This window comes from Paenibacillus naphthalenovorans, assembly GCF_001465255.1.
In the GTDB taxonomy this organism is placed as follows: Bacteria; Bacillota; Bacilli; order Paenibacillales; family NBRC-103111; genus Paenibacillus_G; species Paenibacillus_G naphthalenovorans.
In genome coordinates this window covers 2,130,933-2,154,217 of the sequence record NZ_CP013652.1, presented here as the reverse complement: position 1 = coordinate 2,154,217, position 23,285 = coordinate 2,130,933, and the positions used below count along the sequence as shown (strand labels likewise).

Annotated in this window: 20 protein-coding genes; 16 read left to right on the top strand and 4 right to left on the bottom strand. The window is 48.6% G+C overall.

Translation table 11 applies throughout. The features are described from left to right. Positions 1-13: 13 nt before the first annotated feature. The 4 genes from IJ22_RS10720 (at position 14) to IJ22_RS10705 (ending at position 4,270) form a co-directional block, all read left to right on the top strand. Positions 14-883: a 3-hydroxyacyl-CoA dehydrogenase family protein gene (locus IJ22_RS10720; protein WP_062408808.1), complete on the top strand. Its 870-nt coding sequence runs from the start codon at positions 14-16 to the stop codon at positions 881-883. Positions 884-1,071: 188 nt separating this feature from the next. Continuing rightward, complete coding sequence (locus IJ22_RS10715; protein WP_160327375.1) at positions 1,072-2,073, top strand: MBL fold metallo-hydrolase; 1,002 nt, start codon at positions 1,072-1,074, stop codon at positions 2,071-2,073. A gap of 131 nt (positions 2,074-2,204) precedes the next feature. Next, positions 2,205-3,473, top strand: a complete 1,269-nt coding sequence (locus IJ22_RS10710) for a nickel pincer cofactor-dependent isomerase, group 22 (protein ID WP_062408806.1) — start codon at positions 2,205-2,207, stop codon at positions 3,471-3,473. 176 nt (positions 3,474-3,649) lie between these two features. After that, positions 3,650-4,270, top strand: coding sequence for an NUDIX hydrolase (locus IJ22_RS10705; RefSeq protein ID WP_235594307.1), 621 nt, complete (start codon positions 3,650-3,652; stop codon positions 4,268-4,270). A 79-nt stretch (positions 4,271-4,349) separates the two neighbouring features. On the opposite strand, the gene IJ22_RS10700 is transcribed toward IJ22_RS10705, so the two are convergent. Next, positions 4,350-5,465, bottom strand: coding sequence for a hypothetical protein (locus IJ22_RS10700; RefSeq protein WP_062408804.1), 1,116 nt, complete (start codon positions 5,463-5,465; stop codon positions 4,350-4,352). Between the two features lie 215 nt (positions 5,466-5,680). On the opposite strand from IJ22_RS10700, the gene IJ22_RS10695 reads away from it, so the two are divergent. The 4 genes from IJ22_RS10695 to IJ22_RS10680 all read left to right on the top strand — a co-directional run bounded on the left by IJ22_RS10695 (position 5,681) and on the right by IJ22_RS10680 (position 10,255). Beyond that, positions 5,681-6,265 (top strand): TetR/AcrR family transcriptional regulator, encoded by a 585-nt coding sequence (locus IJ22_RS10695; protein ID WP_054817863.1) that lies wholly within the window; start codon positions 5,681-5,683, stop codon positions 6,263-6,265. A 155-nt stretch (positions 6,266-6,420) separates the two neighbouring features. Further along, positions 6,421-7,695: an HlyD family secretion protein gene (locus IJ22_RS10690; protein WP_062408803.1), complete on the top strand. Its 1,275-nt coding sequence runs from the start codon at positions 6,421-6,423 to the stop codon at positions 7,693-7,695. 7 nt (positions 7,696-7,702) lie between these two features. After that, complete coding sequence (locus tag IJ22_RS10685; protein ID WP_062408802.1) at positions 7,703-8,926, top strand: ABC transporter permease; 1,224 nt, start codon at positions 7,703-7,705, stop codon at positions 8,924-8,926. Positions 8,927-8,950: 24 nt separating this feature from the next. After that, the gene (locus tag IJ22_RS10680; protein WP_062408801.1) at positions 8,951-10,255 is read left to right on the top strand and encodes a TolC family protein; all 1,305 of its coding nucleotides are present in this window, start codon (positions 8,951-8,953) and stop codon (positions 10,253-10,255) included. A gap of 338 nt (positions 10,256-10,593) precedes the next feature. Here the strand turns inward: IJ22_RS10680 and IJ22_RS10670 are convergent, their stop codons facing one another. Next, positions 10,594-11,406, bottom strand: a complete 813-nt coding sequence (locus IJ22_RS10670) for a sensor histidine kinase (RefSeq protein ID WP_062408799.1) — start codon at positions 11,404-11,406, stop codon at positions 10,594-10,596. Positions 11,407-11,624: 218 nt separating this feature from the next. Between IJ22_RS10670 and IJ22_RS10665 the strand changes: the two genes are divergently transcribed. The 4 genes from IJ22_RS10665 to IJ22_RS10650 all read left to right on the top strand — a co-directional run bounded on the left by IJ22_RS10665 (position 11,625) and on the right by IJ22_RS10650 (position 15,963). Then, positions 11,625-13,529 (top strand): sigma-54-dependent Fis family transcriptional regulator, encoded by a 1,905-nt coding sequence (locus tag IJ22_RS10665; RefSeq protein WP_062408798.1) that lies wholly within the window; start codon positions 11,625-11,627, stop codon positions 13,527-13,529. A gap of 267 nt (positions 13,530-13,796) precedes the next feature. Next, on the top strand, positions 13,797-14,186 hold the full coding sequence (locus IJ22_RS10660) for a hypothetical protein (protein WP_062408797.1): 390 nt from the start codon (positions 13,797-13,799) through the stop codon (positions 14,184-14,186). 34 nt (positions 14,187-14,220) lie between these two features. Continuing rightward, on the top strand, positions 14,221-15,087 hold the full coding sequence (locus tag IJ22_RS10655) for an alpha/beta fold hydrolase (RefSeq protein WP_054817829.1): 867 nt from the start codon (positions 14,221-14,223) through the stop codon (positions 15,085-15,087). A gap of 102 nt (positions 15,088-15,189) precedes the next feature. Continuing rightward, on the top strand, positions 15,190-15,963 hold the full coding sequence (locus tag IJ22_RS10650; RefSeq protein ID WP_062408796.1) for a cysteine hydrolase family protein: 774 nt from the start codon (positions 15,190-15,192) through the stop codon (positions 15,961-15,963). A gap of 23 nt (positions 15,964-15,986) precedes the next feature. Here IJ22_RS10650 and IJ22_RS10645 read toward each other — a convergent pair whose 3' ends face one another. Together IJ22_RS10645 and IJ22_RS10640 are read right to left on the bottom strand one after the other, a co-directional pair. Further along, positions 15,987-18,263, bottom strand: coding sequence for a N,N-dimethylformamidase beta subunit family domain-containing protein (locus tag IJ22_RS10645; RefSeq protein WP_062408795.1), 2,277 nt, complete (start codon positions 18,261-18,263; stop codon positions 15,987-15,989). 25 nt (positions 18,264-18,288) lie between these two features. Further along, positions 18,289-18,648 carry a N,N-dimethylformamidase alpha subunit family protein gene (locus IJ22_RS10640; protein WP_062408794.1) on the bottom strand — a complete coding sequence of 120 codons (360 nt, stop codon included), beginning with the start codon at positions 18,646-18,648 and terminating at the stop codon, positions 18,289-18,291. A 306-nt stretch (positions 18,649-18,954) separates the two neighbouring features. Here IJ22_RS10640 and IJ22_RS10635 point away from each other — a divergent pair, with 306 nt between their 5' ends. The 4 genes from IJ22_RS10635 to IJ22_RS10620 are packed head-to-tail and all read left to right on the top strand — an operon-like array spanning position 18,955 to position 23,081. Continuing rightward, complete coding sequence (locus tag IJ22_RS10635; protein WP_054817833.1) at positions 18,955-19,656, top strand: response regulator transcription factor; 702 nt, start codon at positions 18,955-18,957, stop codon at positions 19,654-19,656. After that, positions 19,643-21,301, top strand: coding sequence for a HAMP domain-containing sensor histidine kinase (locus IJ22_RS10630; RefSeq protein ID WP_062408793.1), 1,659 nt, complete (start codon positions 19,643-19,645; stop codon positions 21,299-21,301). Before IJ22_RS10635 ends, IJ22_RS10630 begins: the two co-directional genes overlap by 14 nt. A gap of 38 nt (positions 21,302-21,339) precedes the next feature. Continuing rightward, positions 21,340-21,600: a hypothetical protein gene (locus tag IJ22_RS10625; RefSeq protein WP_062408792.1), complete on the top strand. Its 261-nt coding sequence runs from the start codon at positions 21,340-21,342 to the stop codon at positions 21,598-21,600. A gap of 8 nt (positions 21,601-21,608) precedes the next feature. Continuing rightward, complete coding sequence (locus IJ22_RS10620; RefSeq protein ID WP_082660771.1) at positions 21,609-23,081, top strand: sodium:solute symporter family protein; 1,473 nt, start codon at positions 21,609-21,611, stop codon at positions 23,079-23,081. The last annotated feature ends 204 nt before the right edge of the window (positions 23,082-23,285 follow it).

Sequence of the window (23,285 nt, the reverse complement as noted above, 5' to 3'; positions counted from 1 at the left end):
GGAGAGAGATGCAGTGAAGATAGGCAATGTAGGCGTGGTTGGTGCAGGACTGATGGGCTCGGGCATAGCGCAGGTGGTTGCAGAGGCGGGCTATGACGTCGTCTGGGTGGACATTTCCGGCGAACAGCTGCACAAAGGCTTGGCTAATATCAAGCGCATGCTGGATCGGAAGGCGGAAAAAGGAAAGATGACGCCGGAAAAGGCAGAGGCTGCGCTAAACAGGCTGAAAACCGAAACGGACATGAGGGCTCTGGCTGATGCCGATCTTGTGATTGAAGCCGTTCCCGAGCATTTGGAGCTAAAGAAAAAGATTTTCAAGCAGCTGGAAGAAGTCACGCGCCAGGAAGCGATCCTGGCCTCGAACACCTCAGGTCTCTCGGTTTCTGCATTGGGGGCGGCTACTCGCAGACCCGAGCAGGTGATCGGGGCCCACTTTTTTTATCCGGCGCCGGTCATGGGGCTGCTGGAAGTCACTCCAGGACTGCTGACTTCAGGCCAAGTGCTGAAGACGGTGATGGCGTTTGCCAAAAGTATCGGGAAGACCCCGGTAGAATGCAAGGATTACCCCGGATTTATTGTCAACCGGGTACTGGTGCCGATGATGAATGAGGCGATCTTTTTGGTGATGGAGGGCGTCAAGCCCGACGACATTGATACCGCCATGAAACTGGGGGCCAACTATCCGATGGGCCCGATTACGTTAGCTGATTTTGTAGGCCTGGATACGCTTCTGGCAACAATGCAAGGGCTTTATGAGGGATTTAACGACTCGAAATACCGTCCCAGCCCGCTGCTTGTCAAGATGGTTGAAGCGGGAACCTTGGGCCGGAAGACGGGTCGGGGCTTCTACAGCTACAACGATAAAGGCGAACGAATCGAATAAAGATATATCAAGTGCAGGAGCCGGTCATTTCATGCCGGCTCTTTTGGCTGTTATTTTATAGAAATTTTTATTATAATAGAAAAATTCCCACAATTAAAAAAATATCGAATAAAATCAATGATCAGGGGGCGGAATTTCTGCTTCCCGGCGACATGTGGTTTTTTAAAAATAAGGAGCATGGTGATGAAATGAACCTATACAATGGTTTTTATCTGGTTGAAATACCGATTCCTGTTCCCCTTAAAACAGTGAATTGTTACCTCGCGGAGTCCCCGCTGGGCTGGCATCTGATCGATACGGGCTTTCATACGGAAGAAGCCAAATCGGCTTGGAAAACCGCGTTTCGTCAACTCCATATTGCCCCGCGGGATATCGTTGAGATTGTACTGACGCATTTTCATCCGGATCATATGGGATTGGCGGGTTGGCTGCAGGAATATACGGGAGCGCCCGTCAAAATCTCGGCGGAAGGCCAAAGGATGGTCCAGCATTTATGGATTCAAAAGCAGGAATCGGAACGCTTTACTGACTATGCCCTGAGACACGGCATGCGAACGGAAGAGCGGAAAAAGATTTATGATTATTTAGAACAATTCACTAAATATGTAAGTCCTTTTCCTGAGTTTACGACCTTTGAAGAAGGGGACACGTTTCAGTGGTGCAATGAGGAATATACAGCGATACACACGCCGGGACATGCGGACGGCCATATGATTTTTTATTCCGCCCGGAGCAAAACGGTATTGGCGGGGGATTTGCTTTTGCCTAAAATCACGCCTAATGTGGGCTATTTCCCCGGATTTAACGCGAATCCATTGAAGGCGTTTATCCACTCCTTGCATAAGATTCAATCCTATCCGATGGATACGGTGCTCCCTGGACACCGGTATATTTTTAATAACGGGAACCAAAGAGCCAAGGAATTGATCCGCCATCACGAAGACCGGCTACGGGAAATATTGCCGATGCTGGAACGGCCCTGCACGGCTCAAGAGGTAAGCGGCAAGCTGTTTGCCCATCTTTCCGGCAATGCGGATCCTTTGCAGCTGCTCTTTGCGCTTCAGGAAACCCTTGCCCACTTGATCTATTTAAGAGAAGAAGGCTTGGTCACCTGCGAATTGGGCCGTGACGGTGTCGTTGTATTTTCGCTTGAAAAATCCAAGATGAACCTGTTGAGTCCTATGGCATGAACCAGCGAGAAGGCAGATTAGTCCGTACGGTCGGTCGGCATCAAAAACAGAAGCAATCCGGGTATTTTACTTCTTCCTCCTATGGAATATAATGGTTGTATAGTTGACTATATAGGGGGCCCTGCCATATTATGAGTGATTATCCTTCAGTTTATCGGATTAAGCAGAAGTTTGCCCGATCGCAGCTTGGCGATTTGGAGGCGGCGGTGGAGCAAGCCGTAGACCGGCTGTTTCCGCCAGGCCAACAGTCTCCGGCTCCCGGTTCAACCATTGGAATAACGGTAGGCAGCCGGGGAATTACCAACATTGTGCCGATCCTGACCTCCATCGTTGCTCAGCTCAAAAGCAGGGAACTGCAGCCGTTTCTTTTTGCCTGCATGGGAAGCCATGGCCGCGGAGAGCCTGAAGGACAGAAAGAAATCCTGGAGAGCTTGGGAATTACACCGGAAAACATAGGAGCTCCTGTGTCCTGCTCCGGTGAAGTCCGGCTGCTTGGACATACAACCAAGGGAATTCAGGGACTGCCTGTATATTGTGCCGAGGAAGCACTGTCGTCAGACGGAGTGATTGTGGTAAACCGCATTAAAGCGCATACTTCCTTTAGCGGGACGTATGAGAGCGGGATGATGAAGATGATGGCTGTGGGTATGGGCAGGGCCAAGGGAGCTTCGATGGTGCACAGCCTGGGCGTCGGTCGTATCGCTGACGCTATTCCGGCTATTGCCGGCGTGATCCTGGAGCGGGTTCCGGTCGTCGGAGGCATTGCCATTGTGGAGAATGAATACGAGGAAACGGCGCTGATCGAAGGGATTCCGAAGGCGGAGCTTTGGGAGAGAGAAAAGGAGCTGCTGATTCTCTCCAAATCCTATATGCCGAAGCTTCCGGTGAAGCATATGGATCTTTGCATCGTGAAAGAAATGGGTAAAAACTACAGCGGCACCGGGATGGATACGAATATTATCGGCCGGCTGCGAATTCAAGGGATCCCCGAGCCAGAGGAGCCTTTCATTCAGTATTTGGGTGTGCTGGACCTCTCCGAGCCTTCGCACGGAAACGCAACGGGAATCGGTCTGGCGGATTATACGACGAAGCGCTTGGTTTCGAAGATTGACAGACAAGCTACTTATTTGAACTGCATGACTTCGGGACTGGTTGTGCGCGCGGCGGTTCCTATGACCTTTGAAACCGATGAAGAACTGATGAAGAATGCTTTGTCCATTTTAAGACTGGCCGAGCCTTCCAGCTTGAAGCTTGCGATCATTCATAATACGCTGCATCTTGACGAGATGTGGGTTTCCGAAGCCCTATGGCGTGAAATTCAGGACGATCCGAAAATCGAACTCGTGGAGGTCCTGTCCGCATTCAATTCGGGGATGAGGGACAGCTTCAGCTGTAAATAGCATTGGGGCCCGCAATACAAAGTGATCCATCGCAAGAGCCTGTCTTGTCCGAACGGCTCTTGCGTTTTTTTGTAAACCATTTGTTCACAAAGATAACGTTATTTGTAGTGCAAACACGATATAATATGAACAATAAGGTGGTAAGATCTTGATTTTTACCGGGAGTGTGGAACATCTTGAGACAAGTCTACCAAGCTTTACAAAATAGAAAATCAGAACTGATGGGGCATAAAAACTTTTTAAAATATGCGGTGATGGTTCCGCTGGTTGAAATAAACGGCGAACTGAACATCTTGTTTGAAGAAAGGGCGCATCATCTCAAGAGGCAGCCGGGGGAAATTTGCTTTCCCGGAGGAAAGATCGATGCGGGCGACAAGGATGAAAGGGCTGCAGCCGTACGTGAAACTTGTGAAGAATTGGGGCTGGCTCAACATGAAGTTGAAGTGATTGGGCCATTGGACTATTTGATTACGTCATTTCATATCGTTTATCCGTTTGCGGCGCGGATATCCAACTATGATCAGATCCGGCCCAACCCTGATGAAGTGGCTAGCGTGTTTTGCGTACCGATGGAATACCTGCGGAGCCATGCTCCAGAGCTTCATTACGTGGATCTGAGCGTGGCTCCGCGTGAAGATTTTCCATACGATCGAATCCCTAACGGCCGGAATTACAAATGGGGAAAAGGAACCGTTCCCGAGTTTTTTTACTATTATAAAGATCGTGTGATCTGGGGATTAACCGCGAGAATCCTGAACCATTTTCTTGAGGTGACGGAGGCGGCGAAAAGCAATTAACGAGATTGCTCGCCGCCTGATGCTGCCAAGAGCTTGGTTGACAAGCCGCCGCGGCTTGCCTTGCGGCTTTACATACGGATTATTTCGACGCTTTGCCGAACTTGTTTTTTATCCAGAACATACCGGTGGGCCGATGGTTCTGATATGGCGTATCCACGGAGTAGGCGGTTCCCGCCAGCTCTTTAATCTTCGACGAATAAGCGATGCCTTCCCACTCGGTTACGGCAAAACTGGATATCTTTTTCTCGCGCAGCAGCTCTATGGGCATACGATGGTCCTGATCAAACGAAACGATCGTGACGTCCTCCCCGTCCTCATTTTTGCCGATTTGATAAACCTGAGTCACGAGATAATCATAGTTATCGTACAGCTGTTCGTAAGTGAGAAATTGCGGCTTGGCGTAGGTTACGGCAAATCGCTGAAATCCGTCTTCATCGGAAAGCTCATGTAATCGTTTGTTCTGCCCGGCTCTATATTGCTCCAGTTGATCAGGCGAATGAATGTGCAGAAAGCCGGCATTCAGCCTTCCGCTATCTTTTGCTGTGTAGTTGGTCCAGTTGAGCTTGGCATAGTACATGGGAGTATGATCGGCAGCCTGATGTTGTTTTTGAATGGGATGCGTCCATTGGCGTTCTTTCACTTGATCCCATGTGAAGCGGAATAAGCTGTCCATTGTTCCCCACAAGTTATTTATCATGCCGTTCGACGGCTGCGGGTGACTTAAGAAAGAACTCATGCGGATACTCGGATTGTCTGTTCCCCGATAGCGCCATATGGTAGTCATTTCATATTGTTTTCCCGGAATCAGGCTTGATGGATCGGTGACGTACAGACGAAGCTGATCGTCCACCCCGTCCTCATTACTGTCCAATTTCTCTACCTTAACACCGGGCAAGCTGGTCAGCACCCCTACGGGCTGAAGGCCGTCAAATTCGCTGTCTTGAAGCACGAATGACGGTATATAAGCGTGGGGAAGCGTGCGATGCAAGTTGTACAGCTGCTCTTTGGACCACTCAAACTTGTACTCCGTAACCAGCAGATCCTTCTCCGGTTTGAATGCTTCGAAATCTCCGGCTGCAGGAAGATCCATATTCCTTTCGTTGGTATTGGAGAGTTTCCCGGATTCAGCGGCGGCGCCGCCGCAAATACTTAGACTCAGCATAGATAAGAGAACGATGGCCGCATATTTTTTCACAGGACAAACGAGCTCCTTTCGAAGAATAGTTTCTATGCATTAGACTTACAAAAAGAGGAAAAGGTTTCACATGTGTTAAAAAATCATTTGCAGCATCGTTCCTCCCGCAGACTTATTGCAATCAAGGGAAGATCATGGTAAAGTAAATAATGACCAAATGACCAAAAATGAATAACGGTCAATTTCAAACAGGAAAAGGGAAGGAAGTTATTCTGATGTCAACGATCGATCGTCGTAAAATGATACTGGCTGCCGCTACGCAATCGTTCGCCCAGTTCGGTTATAAAGCGACGACGATGGAGCTGGTGGCGAAAATTGCGAATGTCGGGAAAGGAACAACCTATACCTTTTTCAGAACGAAAGAAGAACTGTTTGACGAAATCCTGCGCAAGGCCCTTCAGGAAATGAAGGAAGTTTGCGAGAGGGCGATCAAGCGGGAGGACACATTCGATCAGAACCTGATCCGGGTACTGGATGCGCTGCTGGAGTTCAGGGCCGATCACGAGCTGTTCGTCAAGCTGGCCCAGGAAGTTCGCGATATCGGAACCGTTCAGGCGCTGGAGGGCATCAAAAGGCTGGAGAATCTGGTCCTCGAATATATGCGGCAGGAAATCGAGGCGGCGATTGAAAAAGGGGAAATCAAGCCTTGTGATTCCCGGGTCATCTCCTTTATGCTCCTGAAATTTTATATCGCCCTTACAACGGAATGGAGTCAGACCCATGAGCCGCTGAATAAAGAGCAGATCAAGCAATATATGCAGTTATTATTGTCCGAAGGCTTGTTGGCCAAGCCGAATTAGGATCCTCTGTAAAGGAGGATTATTTTTTGGAGCATAATGACCAAATGAACAATACGGTCAATTCGTAATATTTTAATTCTTATGATTGTATAAGTATCTGTTTATCTGCTTAAATGCAGTGGCAGTGGCAACAACATTAAGCTGGAGGGATATTCATGCGTTTTATTCGACCCATGATATTTATTGTAATGGCACTGGCTATCGGTACGGGCGGTTATCTGCTCAGTACGCATCCCACGGCGGGTAATGCACAGGCCGAATCATCGGCCCTTCCTACGGCTTACATTGAAACGAATGCGGTCAGCGCGAGCTTCAAGTTGGGGGGAAGGATTACTGAAATCCTTGTTCACGAAGGAGATACCGTCCAAAAAGGCCAGGTTCTGGCAAGGCTGCAGAGCTCGGAGCTGGAAGCCAAGCTTGCTCAGGCCGATGCTACAGTTGCGCTGGCTCAGGGCAAGATCGCAGAAGCGCAAGGCGCAAAGGCGGCGGCGCAGGCGAAGAAGCAGCAGGCGGCAGCCGGGGTAACGGTGACGTCGGAGACGGTGGAGCAGCAAATCGCGCAAGCGAAAGCGGCGGTTGATGCGGCTCAGGCCAAAGTGGACGGATTACGTCAAGGCGCCCGCCCGGAGGAAAAGAAGCAGGCGGAGATTCAATACGAGGCGGCAAAAGAAGTGTACGAGATTGCAGAACAAAACTTGAACCGGATGAATGCGATGCTGGAGGAAGGACTTGTTTCCAAAGCGGAGGTGGATAAAGTCCAGGTCAGCTATCAGGAGGCAAAGACCAAGGTAGAACTGGCTGAGCAGCAGCTCCAAATGGTAAACCAGGGGCCTCGGGAAGAAGAAATCCGCGCCGCCGAAGCGATGCTGGAACAGGCAAAAGCGGCGCTTCAGCTTGCTGAGGCGGGCCGTGAGCAGGTCGCTATTCGGCAAGGGGACGTAGCCGCGGCCGAAGCCGCCATTAAGCAAGCGCAGGGTGCGCTGCAGTCGGCCGCTTCGGGCGAAAAGCAGGCGAAGGCCGCCAAAGCAGAGGCGCAAGTTTATGTCGGCTATACGGAACTGACCGCGCCCAGCGACGGGGTCATTATATCGCAAACCGCGCAGCCGGGCGAGCTTGTCGGCTCCGGATTCCCGATTTTTACGATTCAAACGACAGATACGCCGTGGGCCAAGTTTTATATGAAGGAAACCAGTGTAGCCGGATTCAAAGCCGGGGACAACATTCGGATGAAGCTGATCGCCACAGGACAAGAGGTGGAAGGTACGATTCAATCCATATCCGCGGCACCTGATTTTGCGGTCAAAAAAGCGACGCAAACCGCGGGACAAACCGACGTTCGATCGTTTGCCGTTAAAGTTGGACTTCGGCAAATGCCGGAGGGCGCTGCAGTCGGAATGACGCTGCAGTGGATCGGGGCAACGGAAGGGTGATCCAGTCATGGACTTGAAGGTAGGCGTCGTCATCGCCGATGAATGGAAAAGCATTGTGAAGGACCGGCGTTTATTCGCTATCTTGTTTATTGTACCGGTGATGTATACCTTGCTGTTCGGGGCGATTTATACGCATCACAAGGTAACGGAATTGAGCACCGTCGTGATGGATGACGATCAAAGTCCGCTTAGCCGTCAGATCATCCAGGCCTTCGATGAAAGCGAAACGTTTCGCATTACCCAAAGGGTACATTCGGAAGAGGAGGTGAAACAAGCGCTGGCTTCGGGAGAAGCGCAGGTCGGTTTATTCATCCCCGACCGCTTCGAAGCGAGTTTAAAGCAGGGCCAAACGCTTCCGCTGCTGACTTGGGTGGACGGGAGTAATATGATTTATTCGAACACGGCGACAAAAGGAGCCAATGAAGTCATCACGACGTTCAGCATGGGTCTTTCCGCCAAAAAGCTGCAGCTGCAGCAGGGATTGCAGGACGAGCAGGTTCTCCATACGCTGTCTCCGATTCCTTACAGATACCGTATTTTATATAATCCCACGGTAAATTATAGCGATTTTATGATATACGGCTTAATCGGAGCGATTCTGCAGCAGGTCCTGTTCCTGGGTATCGCTTTGGCGATAACGAGGGAAAAGGATCAAGGGACCTGGCAGCGGTTTGCCTATTGGCGGCGGGAGCCATGGCGATTGGCATATGCGAAAACGGCTCCTTACTTTCTGATCAATCTGTTCAATACGACCGTTGCGTTGTGCATTGCATTGTATGTTTATCAAGCTCCGTTCGCAGGCAGCGCTGCCCTGGTTTTCCTTACCGTGCTCTGCTTCACGTTCGCCGTCAGCGGCATCGGGTATCTGATCAGTCTAATCTCCGCCAATCAGCTGGGAGCTACGCAAACGGCGATGCTGATCGCCGTCCCGTCGTTTCTGCTTTCCGGCTTCACCTGGCCGTTTGAGGCGATGCCCAAAGCGCTGCAGGCGGTAGGGCATATGCTGCCGCTGACGTATTTTTTGGATGCCATCCGGAACGTCCTTGTAAAGGCCAACGAATTCTCCGTCATATGGCGTGATTGTTTGGCCATGGCGATGATGGGAATGGTCGCATATTTTATTGCACTGCTGCTGACCCGGTTTCTGGTGTTCCGGAAGAAGGAGGAGCTGCAGGCAGAGCCAGGCTTGAATGCGCCCCGTTCCTCCGATTCAACAAGCTTGACGATTTGAAAATAGATAGAGGAGATATGAGAGATGAAAAAGACGATGGCCGGTTTATGCGCAGCTCTGTTAATGTTGTCCGGTGTGCAAACAGCGGCATTGGCCGACGGAGCAAATGAAGAGCTCGATCGGCAGGTTTATGTTTCTGCGAACGATTTGGATTTCGTATCGTCCATCGATTTGCCCGCCGTACTGAAACGGGCTTTGGAAGACTCCGACAACTTGATGCTGCTGCAGTTGAAATATGCGGCGTTGAACGCCAAGGAAAACGATTTGAAGCAGCAAAGCGATTCGCTGCACGGTTCTCTGGTTACAGGCGCACATCTTCCCGATACCCCGGAAGAAATGATCGCGGCTATGAATGCCCAAGGCGTGCAGCTGAAGCCGGAGGAGAACTTGTGGATCGGTCCGATGACGACCGTGACGAATAAAGCCGTCAATCAGTTGATTCAAGGGATGGGCGCCATGAGCACGGGGATTAACCAAATGATTCATCAGCAAAGGGAACAAATGAAATCGGCAGCCCATCAGCTGCAAACGGACCAGCGCAACACCCGGCTGCAGCAGGAAGAGGCACGGGAGGGAATACGTCTTCAGACGATCGCTCAGTACGTGCAGCTGCTCGGGATGAAGAAGCAAATCGCCTTCATGCAGGAATATCAGACTTTGCTGGAACAGGAACTCAGGAAAGCGACGCTGTTTAAGGAGGAGGGCCTCGCTTCTTCCGAGGATGTGTTGGCAGCGGAAAGAGCGCTGGCAAAGCATAAAGATGAGCTGACGATATTAAACCAAAACTACCGGCTCGCCTTGCTGCAGCTTTCCTTCGATATCGGAATTGCGTATGATCCGAATCTGGAGTTGAAAGAGATTGAGGACCTGTCTACAGCGCCGATTGTCGAAGTGGATACGGAGACGTTATTAAGGCATTCGTTCCAAATGAAAATGAGTGCCAACAACATAGATGAAGCAGCGTGGCAGAGCGATAATTCCGTCACTCAAAACGTGTATGGAGAAGGCGGTTTGGCCGTGAATTATGCGATTGCGGGAACGAAAAACAAGCAGATGCAATTGGAGCTGTCCAAAAAAATTCAAGCCACCTACACGGAAGCGAAAAATGCTTATCAGTCCTATTTGACAGAAGAGCGCAATGCCGAGGAAGCGAAGGCGGACCTGAGCAGGATGAAGTTCCGTTATGAGGTCGGCGTCATATCCCGCCACGATCTCCGGAAGTTCGAGCTCAAAGTGCGCCAAAGCGAAGCCTCGCTGGAGGCAGCGAAGTTGAAATATTATGTGCTGAGGGAAAAGGCGACCGCCATGGAGAAAGGATTCATTCAGTAGATCGGTATAACGATGCACAGGACGATTGGTCGGATCTTGCCAAAGCGGCGGAGCATGGTATGAACGAAGAGGGCAACCTTGGTTCAAGTATTCCATTGAACCAAGGTTGTTTCATTTTAGACAGTGCAATGGATTTCGTTATTGACGGATGGAGCGGATACTGCTGCTATCAATTAGTAATTATTACGTATAATTCCGGGGAACGGTATGCTGAGGCTACATTCCGTAACCCGTTCTCCAGCCCGCTGAAACAGATCATAAGGGAGATGGATGAAAGAGCGGATTAAACCGTCCATGGAGAAGCCGTTAGATAGCCTGAAGCTGGCGACTTTTCCACCTTATTTTTTTTTGGAGGATTCAGACATGCTGTGCTGTGACCTCCGATAGGGTACGCGGATTGCCGCCCTGGTTCCCTGATGCGGATGGGAAGTGATCCTAAAGTCTGCCGAGTCTCCGTAGGCCAGCAGAAACCGGCGGTATACGTTGTAAATGCCTGTGTGCTTCTGAAAATAAGGATCGACGATTTCTCCCTTCGAATGAATCAATCGAGTAATCTTGTCCAGAATATGTGCCGGTATGCCGGTTCCTGTATCACGAACATCGATATGAAGCGTCCCCTCTGTCAACTCCACTGTAACGGTCAACAGGAATTCCTCAGCGCCCATGCTCGGGCTCCATCCATATTTAATCGCATTTTCTACAAAGGGTTGTATGCTCAGCTTCATAATTGGAATATCTGCTGCAGCCGAATCTACGTCGAATTTCGCCATCACATCCTTGCCGTTTCGATAGTGATGGATATTAAGGAAATTTCGGATATAGGCCATTTCTTCTTTTACCGGAGCCCATCCTCCATCGTTTCTCACATTATATCTCATCATCCGGGACACGGATTGCACCATTTCGCCAACCGCTTCTCCATTGTTTTTGACAGCATAAGACTCAATCGTTTCGAGTGTATTGAACAGGAAGTGAGGATTAATCTGAGCTTGCAGCTGCAGCAGCTCCCTCTCTTTTTCTTTTACCCTGGATTCAAACACTTCCTGCTCCATTCTTTGCAGCTCACCGAGCATCTGAGTATCGTAACCAAGTTCTTCGAAAAAGCTAGCGGCTATGGGTAAAAGAATAATCGAGCTTCCGCTTCTTGTCATATGATCGGCGCAGTTCTCCTGAATGAACAGCGATTGATTGGATTGATGCTCTGGGTATTCACCGATTCGTACAATATTTTCGGATCGGATGGCTGTCCTAACCTCGGAACATCAGGTTTTGAAAATAGGACTTGCAGGAAAACGACCCGGTTTAATAGAATGGTTATACATTGTTTGAATAATGCGACATATCTATTTTAGCCAAGGGGGAAATACCGTTGAATGTCACGCAATCATGGCAGCAATTCGTGCTGAAAGGGGAAGCGGACGCGAATATTCGCAAGGAAGTCCTGGATTCATGGTATAGGTGCAGGCAGATCGGTATTTCTTATGAATTGGATCAGGTTGCTTCTCATATTGGCAGAGATGAGTTTATCGATAAGCGCAAAAAAAACGAAGAGCTACTGGCAGCCGCTATCCCGGTGATGGAAGAAATGTACAGTTATTTAAAGGGTGGAGGTTACCTGCTCCTTCTTGCCGATGCAGATGGATATTTGATCGAAATGATGGCCGATGCGAAAGCGCAGCATGTGTGCGATCGGGGAGGAATTACACCCGGTGCCAGATGGATGGAGGATAACGTAGGTTCTACTGGACTTTCCATTGCGCTAAGGACACGTATGGCTATAGCCACATCCGCCAATGAACACTATTGCACCGCTTTCCGGGTATGGGATTGCTCGGCTTGTCCCATATTTGTCGACGGAGAATATATGGGGGTGTTCGACATCTGCCGGGTAGGTCCGGGCAATGACATCCGCGAGCTGTACACGTTGGCGGTCTCCGGAGCACGGTCTGTTGCCGAGAGATTGCGTTATGACCGAAACAGAGTAAAAGAAGAAATCCTGTCGGAAATTCTCCTGCGTTCCTGGGATATCAATTTGCAGTCCACGGGTATTTTTTCCTTCGACAAGTGGGGGAAGATCATTCATAAGAATAAACGGGCATCTGAATTTATCCATCTGCTTCAGCAGGAGAACCAAAGATTGCATCCTTCTGCACAGACCAACGAGCATCCCATCATCAACCAATTGAACATTCAATCGGATGAAACGGCCGAGATTTTCCTTGAGGGACAAAGATACCTGCTTGAATCGAAAAAATTGACAAAGCAGAACGAAAACCTGGCCATGGTTGTGTTGGTCAAGACGGAAGCGCAGAAAAAAAAGGCCCCGTCGGCGGCAAAGCCTGAGGGAAAGGAACCGTCTGCAGTTCATGCTGCTTTTAAAACAAAAAATCCGACGTTTTTGAAAACGCTTCACATGGCGGCGAAAGCGGCCAAAAGCGATGCGGGGATACTACTCCGTGGGGAAAGCGGCACGGGCAAGGATTACATGTCCAGAGCGATACATCGCGAAAGCAGCAGAAACGGCAAACCTTTTATTGCGTTAAACTGCGCCTCTTTGCCGAAGGAGCTGATTGCCTCCGAGCTTTTCGGTTATGCGGCAGGCGCCTTTACCGGAGCCAGGCAGCAGGGAAACCCTGGAAAAATAGAAGCGGCGAACGGGGGCACCTTGTTCTTGGATGAGATTGCCGACATGCCTCTCGAGCTCCAGGCGGTATTACTCCGTGCACTGGAGGAGAAGCAAATTACAAGAGTCGGAAGCACAACCCCTATTCCTGTGGATGTGCGTTTTATTGCAGCTACTCATAAGGATTTACGGCTGCTGGTGGAAAAAGGGGAGTTCCGTGAAGACCTGTTATACCGGCTCAATGTGTTTACGGTTCATATTCCTCCGTTACGGGAACGGCCGGAAGATTTGGAGCATTTGCTGAATCAGATGCTTTCCGCAGCTTGTGACAAAGCAAAGCGCAATCAGATGATTTGTACGCCGGAAGCGATGGAGCTCTTTCGGCACTACACCTGGCCAGGCAATTTACGCGAGCTTCGAAATGTAATGGACAGAATAGCGTATCTTCATGAACAGGATCAGTTGGAAGCCCGTCATGTACTAGAATATTTGGATATGGGAAACAAGAGCCCCATCCGCATGAGCGAACGGGAGCAGATTGAATGGGCCTTAAAAACGGCCAACGGAAACCGGGTTCAAGCGGCCAGAGCGCTGAATATCTCGCGAAGCGCTTTATATCGGAAAATGGAAAAGCATGGCATAAACTGTTGAATCGACTCCTCCTTCTCGGACAACTCAACTCCTTGAGTTGTCTTTTTTTCTGGAGTCCCGGTGTTCGTTGTCCGGACACCGGATGTGCCATGAAACAGGGTAGGCGGGCTTGCGATGAAATGATGAGGGGTGAAACGGCAGATGCTTACTGAGGTTAAAACAATGTTAAAGCATAAACTCTATTGGCGTGGTTTTTGCTAATTTATAAGGCAAGTAGGGAAATTCACCAGTCTCTACTCCAAACCGATCTGAAGGAGGCAATTGGAAATGACAGTTGCAGCAAAGCAATGGACCACGGAGTTTAAAGAGATCAATGACAGCAATGAAGAGCTGAACGCCCACGGGAAGTTTTTTACCTGCTCGTATCTATTGGATATGGAGACGACGAAGGTCCTGATTCAAACGCACGCGGGAAAAATTGTAAACGTCACCATGGACCCGGGCCCTCTCGAGCATTATCAATTTGCCATTCGTGCCAGCGCAGATACGTGGCGCAAGTTTTCCCAGCCTACCCCGCCGCCGATGTATCACGGCATTTGGGCGGCAAGCTTCCAGCGCGATATGAAACTGGAGGGCGACTTGCTTGTATTAATGCAAAATCTTCGCTGCCTTACCACCCAGTTGGAATTGCTCCGGGTTGTAGGTGTACCGGTATAAAAACGGATAAACGATAAAAAGGAGGAAACAAGCGATGCCTAAAGCTACATTTTCACCCGTAACGGGCCGTTATGTCACGATTGAAGTGGATGGGGATGAATATAAAGTATTTTATTTGGAGAACGGAACGGGACAGCCCATTGTCTGCCAGCACACGGCAGGTTGTCACAACCATCAATGGCGGGGGCTTCTCGAGGATGAAGAATTCACGAACAATTATCGCATTATCGCTTATGATCTGCCGAGGCATGGAAAATCCGATCCTCCGCTGAATCGTGAATGGTGGAAGGAAGAGTATAAGCTGTCTGCCGATTTTTATACTAAATTTATCGTTACCCTGTGCGATGCGCTCGAGCTGGAAAATCCGATTTTCATAGGTTCGTCGTTTGGAGGAAACGTAGCTCTTCAGCTTGCTCTTCGCTATCCGGACCGTTTTGCTGCGGTCATTCCGGTTGAAGCGGCGGATTACTCTCCGGGCTTTTATCTGGACTGGTGGCATCATCCGCATGCGAATGCAGCTCAAGTATGCGCCAGCGGAGTATGGGATCTTATGGCTCCGCAATCGCCGGATCAGGATCGCTGGGCAACGTGGTTTTATTACTCCCAGGGCTCGGAAGCGTTTAAGGGGGATTTGTATTTCTACTCCGTCGATCATGATCTTCGCGGCAAGCTGGATCAAATTCAGGGGGACAAAGTCAAGGTTGTCATGCTCACGGGAGAATACGACTATCTCACTACGCCTGAAGACGGTAGGCGAACCGCAAGCCAAATCAAAAATGCCGAATTTATCGAAATGGCCGGCATCGGCCACTTCCCGATGAGTGAAAATCACGAAGTGTTCCGAAAGTACCTTGCCCAAGCATTGGAGCTCATCCGCGCGGCCAGCACAGCCAAAGCGTAAAAATTCAGAGCCATTCACGACTGCTGTCGCGGATGGCTCTTTTTGAGTTATACTGGAGAGAAAGGACAAGCGCTGCCAAATCATGAATAGGGGTGGTTCATAATGAAATCGGATAACATCATGCTGTTTGTGATTGACCCGCAGAATGATTTTATGGATGACGGGGCACTGCCCGTCGCAGGAGCCAAAAAAGATATGGCGCGGCTGGAGGCGTTCATTACTGCGAATGAACGCGCCATTGCACGCATAGGCTATTCGCTGGATACCCACCAGCCGATATCGATTTTCTTTTCCGTATGGTGGGCTGATCAAGACGGGCAATCCCCAAAGTCCTACACGACGATTACTTATGACGATGTTATGGCCGGCCGGTGGAGTCCGCGCTTTCATCCGGATGAAAGCTTGCAGTGCCTGAGTCAACTGAGGTCCATCATGATTTGGGCGGATCACTGTCTTCAAGGAACGCCGGGCGCAGCCGTAGAGCCAAATATTTACCACGCGATCATCCGGCATTCCCGCAGGAAAGGGCTCAATCCTTTGGTAATTGAAAAAGGGCTTGATCCGATTAGCGATATGTACGGCATCGTTCATCCGGAGTATAACCCGATGAACCGTTACGATGATCGGATGATCAATGAATTCAGGAAGTATGATGAAGTCATTTTCGCCGGCGAAGCGGCATCACACTGTGTGCTGACTTCGGTCAAGCAGGTCATGGTTTTGTTCGAACAAGAGACCGTCAAGCCCCGGTTCAGCATCCTTACGGACTGCATGAGCCCGATTGCCGGTTTTGAAGAGGCGACAAGCGCCGCCTTTGATGAACTTGCAGACCGGTATGGTCTGCGCTTCCTAACATCGAAGGCTATTCTGGATTAACAACGGGAACGACGTCTGCAGAATTATGGCAATTGCCACGGCAGAGGTTCGTCCGACATAAATTTATTGAGTACGTTTTCCGTGAGCCGTGAAATATTATTATCGTACCGGTTGTGGGACAGGCTTCCGCAGTAAGCAATGGAGCTAACCGAAAAAACAGCTCCCCCATTGGGAGTGGGGTAATAAACCATATCGGCTCTGACCCTGGGATTCTCATAGCCGCCCATCCCGGGGACGTTAAAAAACAGCTCCTCTACAACCTGCATGTACACATCCGTATGTCCTTCCGAAGAAGCAAGAATCAGCGTTTCCGGCGGGGTTCCAAGCTCAAGATCGTAGATGTCGAGTTCAAGCCCTGCTGCCCCGCCGCCGACTAATCCGAAGTTGCCGATGAGCTCGTCGTCCCCGATTCCCTCGAAAATCCAGGAGACTCTGGGATCGAAGCTGTCCGGATTCCGGCGGTAATAGGAAGAGACGTCGAAGCCTTCGGCTATGAATCCGGTGCCGGCAATTTTTTGCGGAGCCCTTCCTCTGTTTCTCCAAAGTCCACCCTGTTCGCCGCTGAAGCTGAGATGCAATTCGCCAGGCTGTGCCTTCCAGGCGTTGGAGCCGAATTGCTTGCGGACTTCAATCATATTCGGATTCTCCGGGTTGAACTGGATGATCCAATAGAAGCCGTTGGCACCCATATACATCAGTCTTCCGCCAAGCTGCTGGTAATCTTCGATCGCATCCAGCATGCTGCCGGAATAATATTCGGGGTGGGATCCCGTAAGGACTACATTGTACGGATTTAACAGCTCCACGCCCTCGGCATGAAGGTCATGATCGGTAATCACATCAAAGGAGTAACCCTTTTCGGTCATCCAGTCCACCAAATGGAGGTCCGCATTAAACTGCCACAAGGACGGAGAAAGGTTATGTCTGTACTTCGGCCTCATATTGAGGACAGGGCGAAGGGAAGAGGAATAACATACTCCGCTGCCGTCGGAATGCACATCGTACGTGGAAAGACCAAATTCTTTATGTTCCATCAGGTACAAGTCTTCTTGCTGAATCACAGGGGCGCGTCCAAACATCAATTGAGCGAGAGGAATGTCCTGAAATCTTGTGTTTGCATAAGCCAAATAACTCGCCGTTGGAATCAATAAAGCGATTTTATTGGCGGTTGCTCCTTTGGCAGGCCTTACAAAAAAGGTGATGTAGTCTTCATCCTCTCCTGCTTTGACATGGGCCGCATACACACCGCTTTTCAGACCGTCCGGGACGGTCCATTCAAAATCCGCTTCCCATCGGGCATCGGAAAGATCGTCGTCATGAAAATGAATGGCTCCGTACTGCTCGGGCGCATGGATGAAATTTTGTTCATGCGATGTCCAATTGTAACCGGTCATCGCCCGGGCGGGAAGGTTAACGGCCTCTCCGTGCAGCTCGTTCCTGGAAGCATCCCATATCCTGCTGGGCGTTTCAATACCGTTCGGACCGATATTTTTCGCAAAATCCCATACGGCCAGCAAATCCTCAAAAGGCTCTTCAATACACTGCTCCATCTCCTGCAGGGTAAGGGCGCGGTCTGCCATGCGAGGCCTGTCGATTTTACCGTTATATAAACCGCCCGCGATGTGCTTGCCTGCGCTCGCGTGCTGTAAATAACCGGCCATAAGGAAAGGAGTATCATGATCCGTATCAGGCTTTGCGTTTACGGTCGTCTTTACATGTGCGGCCATTCTTTCCAAGGAGTAAGGAAGAGCATATCTTCCGTTGGTTTTGCCGATGAGAGGCTTTTGGAATACTTCAACCGCCCCGCTCGATGCGTCATAAGAAGCGCCTGCAAAAAACCAGATTTTTTCTTCCAGCTTTTTCTCTGTGCTGATCTTGTAGACCTTGCCTTTCCCGTCGCCTATCCATAAAGCCAGACAGCCATTCTCGTCAATAAACAAACCATAACCGGCTTTTCCGGCTTCCGACCATTTCGTGAGCAGTCCTTGAACACCTTTATCCGGTGTAGTCGGCCAAATCATAGCTTGCAGGGAGAAGCTCTGAAGTTTTCTGAATAAGGGTTGATCCGGAACCATAATATAGGATCCGCTGTAAATTTTCTGTTCCCTTCCTTTATATTCCTGATTTATGCCGGTGTTGACGGGTTTCGTCTTCAGTCCGGGTCCTTGAGGATTCGTGTCCCCATGAATTAATTGAACGATGGAGGCCTGGTAGGTTTCATGCCCTTCACAGTTCACCATAAATTGAATGGTGCTTCCCGGTTCTACGCTGAGCTTATCTGTATATCCATTGATCGCCACTAGTCATCTCCCCTTGGTTTCAGATTTAAATGACTACACCAAAGTGCCGGAGTCTTTTCAGAAAAAGCCCATGTTCCGCAGCTTCCCTGGAATCAAACTTTTCATCCTCGAACAGTTGCGGGCGTTCCCCGCGGACGGCGGGATGCTCGCCGATACACCATTCTTCATGGGGCTTAGTGCACACGATGACATATTTGCCTTCCAATTGTTCATGATGTCTTCTGAAAAAATTCAATACCACATCCAATTGCTCGCTATGCTTTCCGATCGGATTCAACCGGTGCTCCTCTATCAGTTCCTTGGTAATCAGCGGTTTGATTCTCGTTTCAAAATTCCTCAAATCGATATCCAAATAGACCTCTTTATCTCTGGCTTTCTTGGACATATGGCCGATCCCTCCATCATTTGTTTTAAGATCGTTGTCAGCGAATAAAGAATAGAACAAAAATGTACCGTCACCTCCGTCACATTTCATTGCGGATATCCAGCTCATACTCCGGTGCAAGTCCATTATATAAGCCAAAGATAAACCGGCAATCAAATCCGCATCATACCCGGATCAAATGAAGGTAAAGTTTATTTTAGGAATTCAGGCTTCCGAAGCGTCCATCAGAAAAACGGAAAAATTGAAATATTCTAAATTTTGTATTATCATTACAAATAATAAAATAAGGGAAATTGAGGTGGGGGAATGGAAGAAATCCTGATCGTGGAAGACGATGTGAAGATACAAAAGCTTCTTTCGATTTGCTTGGATCATGAAGGACTTTCATATTCCATGACCTCTTCAGGCATAGAAACGATTGAAAAAGTAAAGAGCAATAATCCCTCTCTTATTCTTCTGGATATCATGCTCCCGGATATGGACGGCATCGAGGTGTGCAAACAAATTCGCATGCTGACAACCAGTCCCATCTTGTTTATGAGCTGCAAGAGTGAGGACAATGACAAAATCCTGGGTCTCAGTATGGGAGCGGATGATTATATCGAAAAGCCGTTTAACATCAATGTTCTATTAGCCAGGCTGAGGGCGCATTTGCGCAGAAACCGGATCTTGCAAAAAGAAAGACAGCAAGCGCTCGAACAGGACTTCCGGATTCACATCGATAATCTACTGATTGATACGCAAGCCAGGGAAGTTTATCGGGACGGGAAAAAAATACATATGACCATGAAGGAATTCGATTTGCTGACGTTTCTGTACAGAAACCGTAATCGCGTGTTTACGATGGAGGAGCTTTTAAATAAAATCTGGGGAAACGATACGCTGAGTGATCACAGAACGGTGGTCGTTCATATTTCCAGTTTGCGAAAAAAAGTGGAGGAAGATCCCCTGAATCCAAGGTATATCGTTACCGTAAGAGGAGCGGGGTATAAATTTGTTCGTTACTAATTGGATCAAAAGATGGATCAGAAGATCCCTTTTTGTCAAAATTCTCATGTATACGGCTCTGTTATCCTTAATCCCGTATGTGCTGTTCAGCATCTATTTCTTGATTGAGGTTAAAGCGCTTACAAAAAAGATGATTCATGAAACCTCATCCAATAATATTCTTCAAGCGTCCGTTTCCCTGGAAGAAAGAACGCGGCGTTTGAATGAACAATGGGGCGGGAAGACGGATAAGGCATCGCGTGAACTTCTGGCCGGAGAGCTTTTGGATATTGCGGTTTACGGATATAAGCCCATGGCATATATCCTGGATACGAACGGGGCGGTGATCGCCAAGGCCCGCAACGACTTGGAGCCGGAGGTGCACATTGACCTTCTTGAGGCACATCATTCAACCATACTCGATCATAAAAGCGGACATGTTACGGTCAATGCGCCTGGCGAGAAGGTTCACCTGCTGTATATGAGCCTGGACAAAGCGGGGTGGTTTATCGCTTATCTCATCCCTGAATCCCGTTTAATGAGCATCGCCGCCGGTCAGGCCGAAGATTATGCCGATACTCAAGTATATAAGCTTGTCCAACGTATGAGCTTTTTTTTATTTATCGGAATGTTGTTAATCTTATTTTTTTCCTATTTTTTTTCCGAGTTTTTTACCACCCCGATCAGACAATTAACATCCGCTTTAATCCAAAGAGCCAAAGGATTTGAAATCGATCCTCTGCATACGAAAAGATCAGACGAGATAGGAGAGCTCATTCATACCTTTAACTATATGGACAGCACCATTCAAAAATTGATAACGGAACTGCACAGCCGATCCAATCAATTGGAAGAAAACGTGCAAAAACGAACCAGAGATTTGCAGGAAGCCAACGACTTGCTTCAGCAAACCTATTCAAAGCTAAAAAGATCGGAAAAATCACGTTCCGAGTTAATCGTTCAGGTATCCCATGATTTAAAAACCCCATTGACTTCGATGAAAGGGTTCCTGGAGATTCTGAACAAATACGCTTTGCCCCAGGAGCAGAAAAAAGAACTGATCGATCAACTTCTCGTCCAAACGAATCAAATCATTCAATTGATTGAAGGGTTGTTTGACCTCTCGTCATTGGACGCAGAAGAACTGACATTCCAAAAGGAATGGATAAATATTGAATTTATTATGGATCATGCACTCAAGACCGTGTTTTCTGACGGGGAGCATGCCAATATTACCCTGAATACGTACTATGAAGACCATTTGCCTTTAGTGTTTGTGGATCCCAAGAAGATCTACCGGGTTTTTATCAATATTTTAAATAACTCGATCAAATATGCCTCCAATCAACCGAAAATCCATATCAAGATCACCGTTTATTTAAACAACAAAGATATCGTCATCAAAATGCAAGACAACGGAATGGGAATCCAGAAAGAAAATATCGATAAGGTGTTCGTCCCCTACTATCGAGAAACGCGGTCGGTTGAAAAAGAGATCCAGGGAAGCGGGCTCGGGTTAAGCATTTCCAAAAAAATGATTGAAGCGCATCATGGGGATATTTTTATAGAGAGTGAAGTGAACCAAGGCACAACCGTCTATATTATGCTTCCCGTTGTTGACACGGGTGCCATGATGAGTGGCGTAAGCGACATGTCCGCCGGATAGATAGAAGAGAGTTATACTTTAGAAACGGGGAGGTAACGATGTCCGATACATTCAGCAGGGGCTTAATAGCTTTCTCTTTCTTCGTTCTTATCTCGTTAAGCTGCTTTCCTGTTCTGTTCGACTGGTCCAACCGTATTCAGCCTTGGGTGTTTAACATTCCATTCTCCATGTTTTGGCAATTAATGTTGATCTCCGGCATGTGTTTGTTATTATTGATTTGGTGTATCGCCGATGCGTGGAGCGGGGATCTGGATGTTGAGATTGAGCGTATGCCAAAAGAAAATAACGAGGAACGATAAAAGAGGGAATGATGGGACTAGCCTTTATTTTGATCTTTTTATTGCTCATGATTATGATAAATCGGGGAAATCAGGGGATTAACGATTACAGCGACTATACAACAGGCAGCAGGAGTTTTGGACCTTTTGCCATTGGATTGTCCGTATTTTCATCGTGGTATGTCGGCTCCGTATTTACAGCATGGGCCGAATTTAACGTAGGATTCGGATTTATAGGCATTTATACCGCAATATACGGAACGATATCTATATTTATTATGTATTTGGTGTCAGAGAAAACGTATATCTGGGGAAAAAAGTACAATTTAATCACACAAGCCGAGCTGATGGGCTTTCGTTATCAGAGCGGGATGCTGCGGATCATGATGTCGTTTTTGGGGGTCCTGTTTACCGGGCCTTGGCTGCTTTTGGAATGGGTGACGCAGGGATATATATTCAGCTACGCTACCGGGGGGCAAATAAGCCCTTTTTGGGGGATGCTGATCGGTGTGCTTACCGTGATGATCTACGTTTCCATGGGTGGCATGCGATCTGTGATTAGAGCCAATGCCGTTCAGGGCCTCTTTATGTTTGCGGCGGGAACAGGGCTGTCTTTATGGTTGATTTACAAATTTTTCGGCGGCATCCGCAGCGGGATGGAGATGCTTGCACGGGACTATCCCGATGTGTTAACCTACCCCGGGCCCGGATGGTCTCCTCCCACGCCCTATTGGACTTCGATCATCATTGTAAGCGGACTGGGTGCATTCATGTGGCCCTGGATCTATAATAAAATGTTTGCAGCCAAAAATGTGAGAGCCATTAAACAGTCGGCGGTCATCGCCTCGATGTTAGGCTTTATTTTCTGGACGTCTATGGTCTTTTTGGGGATCATGATCCATTCCATGGAATACCCCCGCAATCATCCGGAGGAAGCCTATATGTGGATTGCCAGCATGGCGGGCCCTATTCCACTGGCATTGATGAGTGTGCTCATTATGGCGACCAGCATATCTACCGTTTCGGGGATCATTCAAGCCATGGCCACCGCAATCTCCAACGATATTGCCAAACAGATCGATATTCAAATATCGAACGAAAAGGCTCTGAAAGTGACCCGGATCTCCGTGATCATCATATGCCTGTTATCCTTGGCGATGGCCGCCGTTGATTTTGGTAAACTGGTGTTTATAGCCATTCTGACCTATCAAGGCATCATCATGTTTTTTCCGGTCGTTTTTTTAGGCCTTTATTGGAAAAGGGCAAATAAAGAAGGTGCCATTGCCTGTATGATCATCGGTACGGCGACATCCGTCTATTTAATCATCTTTAACCCTTATTTTATTGACGAGCTGGGCTGGACTGCCGGGATGTACGGCATTATTCTCGCTTTCGGGATTATGATCATCGCGGGTTATCTCAAGCCGATTTCCCCGCATGTGGAACAATTGTGGTCCGATATAGAGACTGCGCGAAGGAACGCGAGAAGATCGAAGAGCTGAGGAAGCCGCCGGCATTGCCTATAGCGCAAAGCCTCTATCCAAGCAGGCAGGAGCTGCTTAGGATAGAGGTTATTTTATGCTTATCTTTCTAAATGATGGATAAAAAACGGATGAAACGGTTAAAGTTATTTTAGTGAATATTGGTTATAGGGTTTGGAAAGCAGGTGCAAGGATGGTTGGAAGGAAGCAGCTTGAGCATTCTAC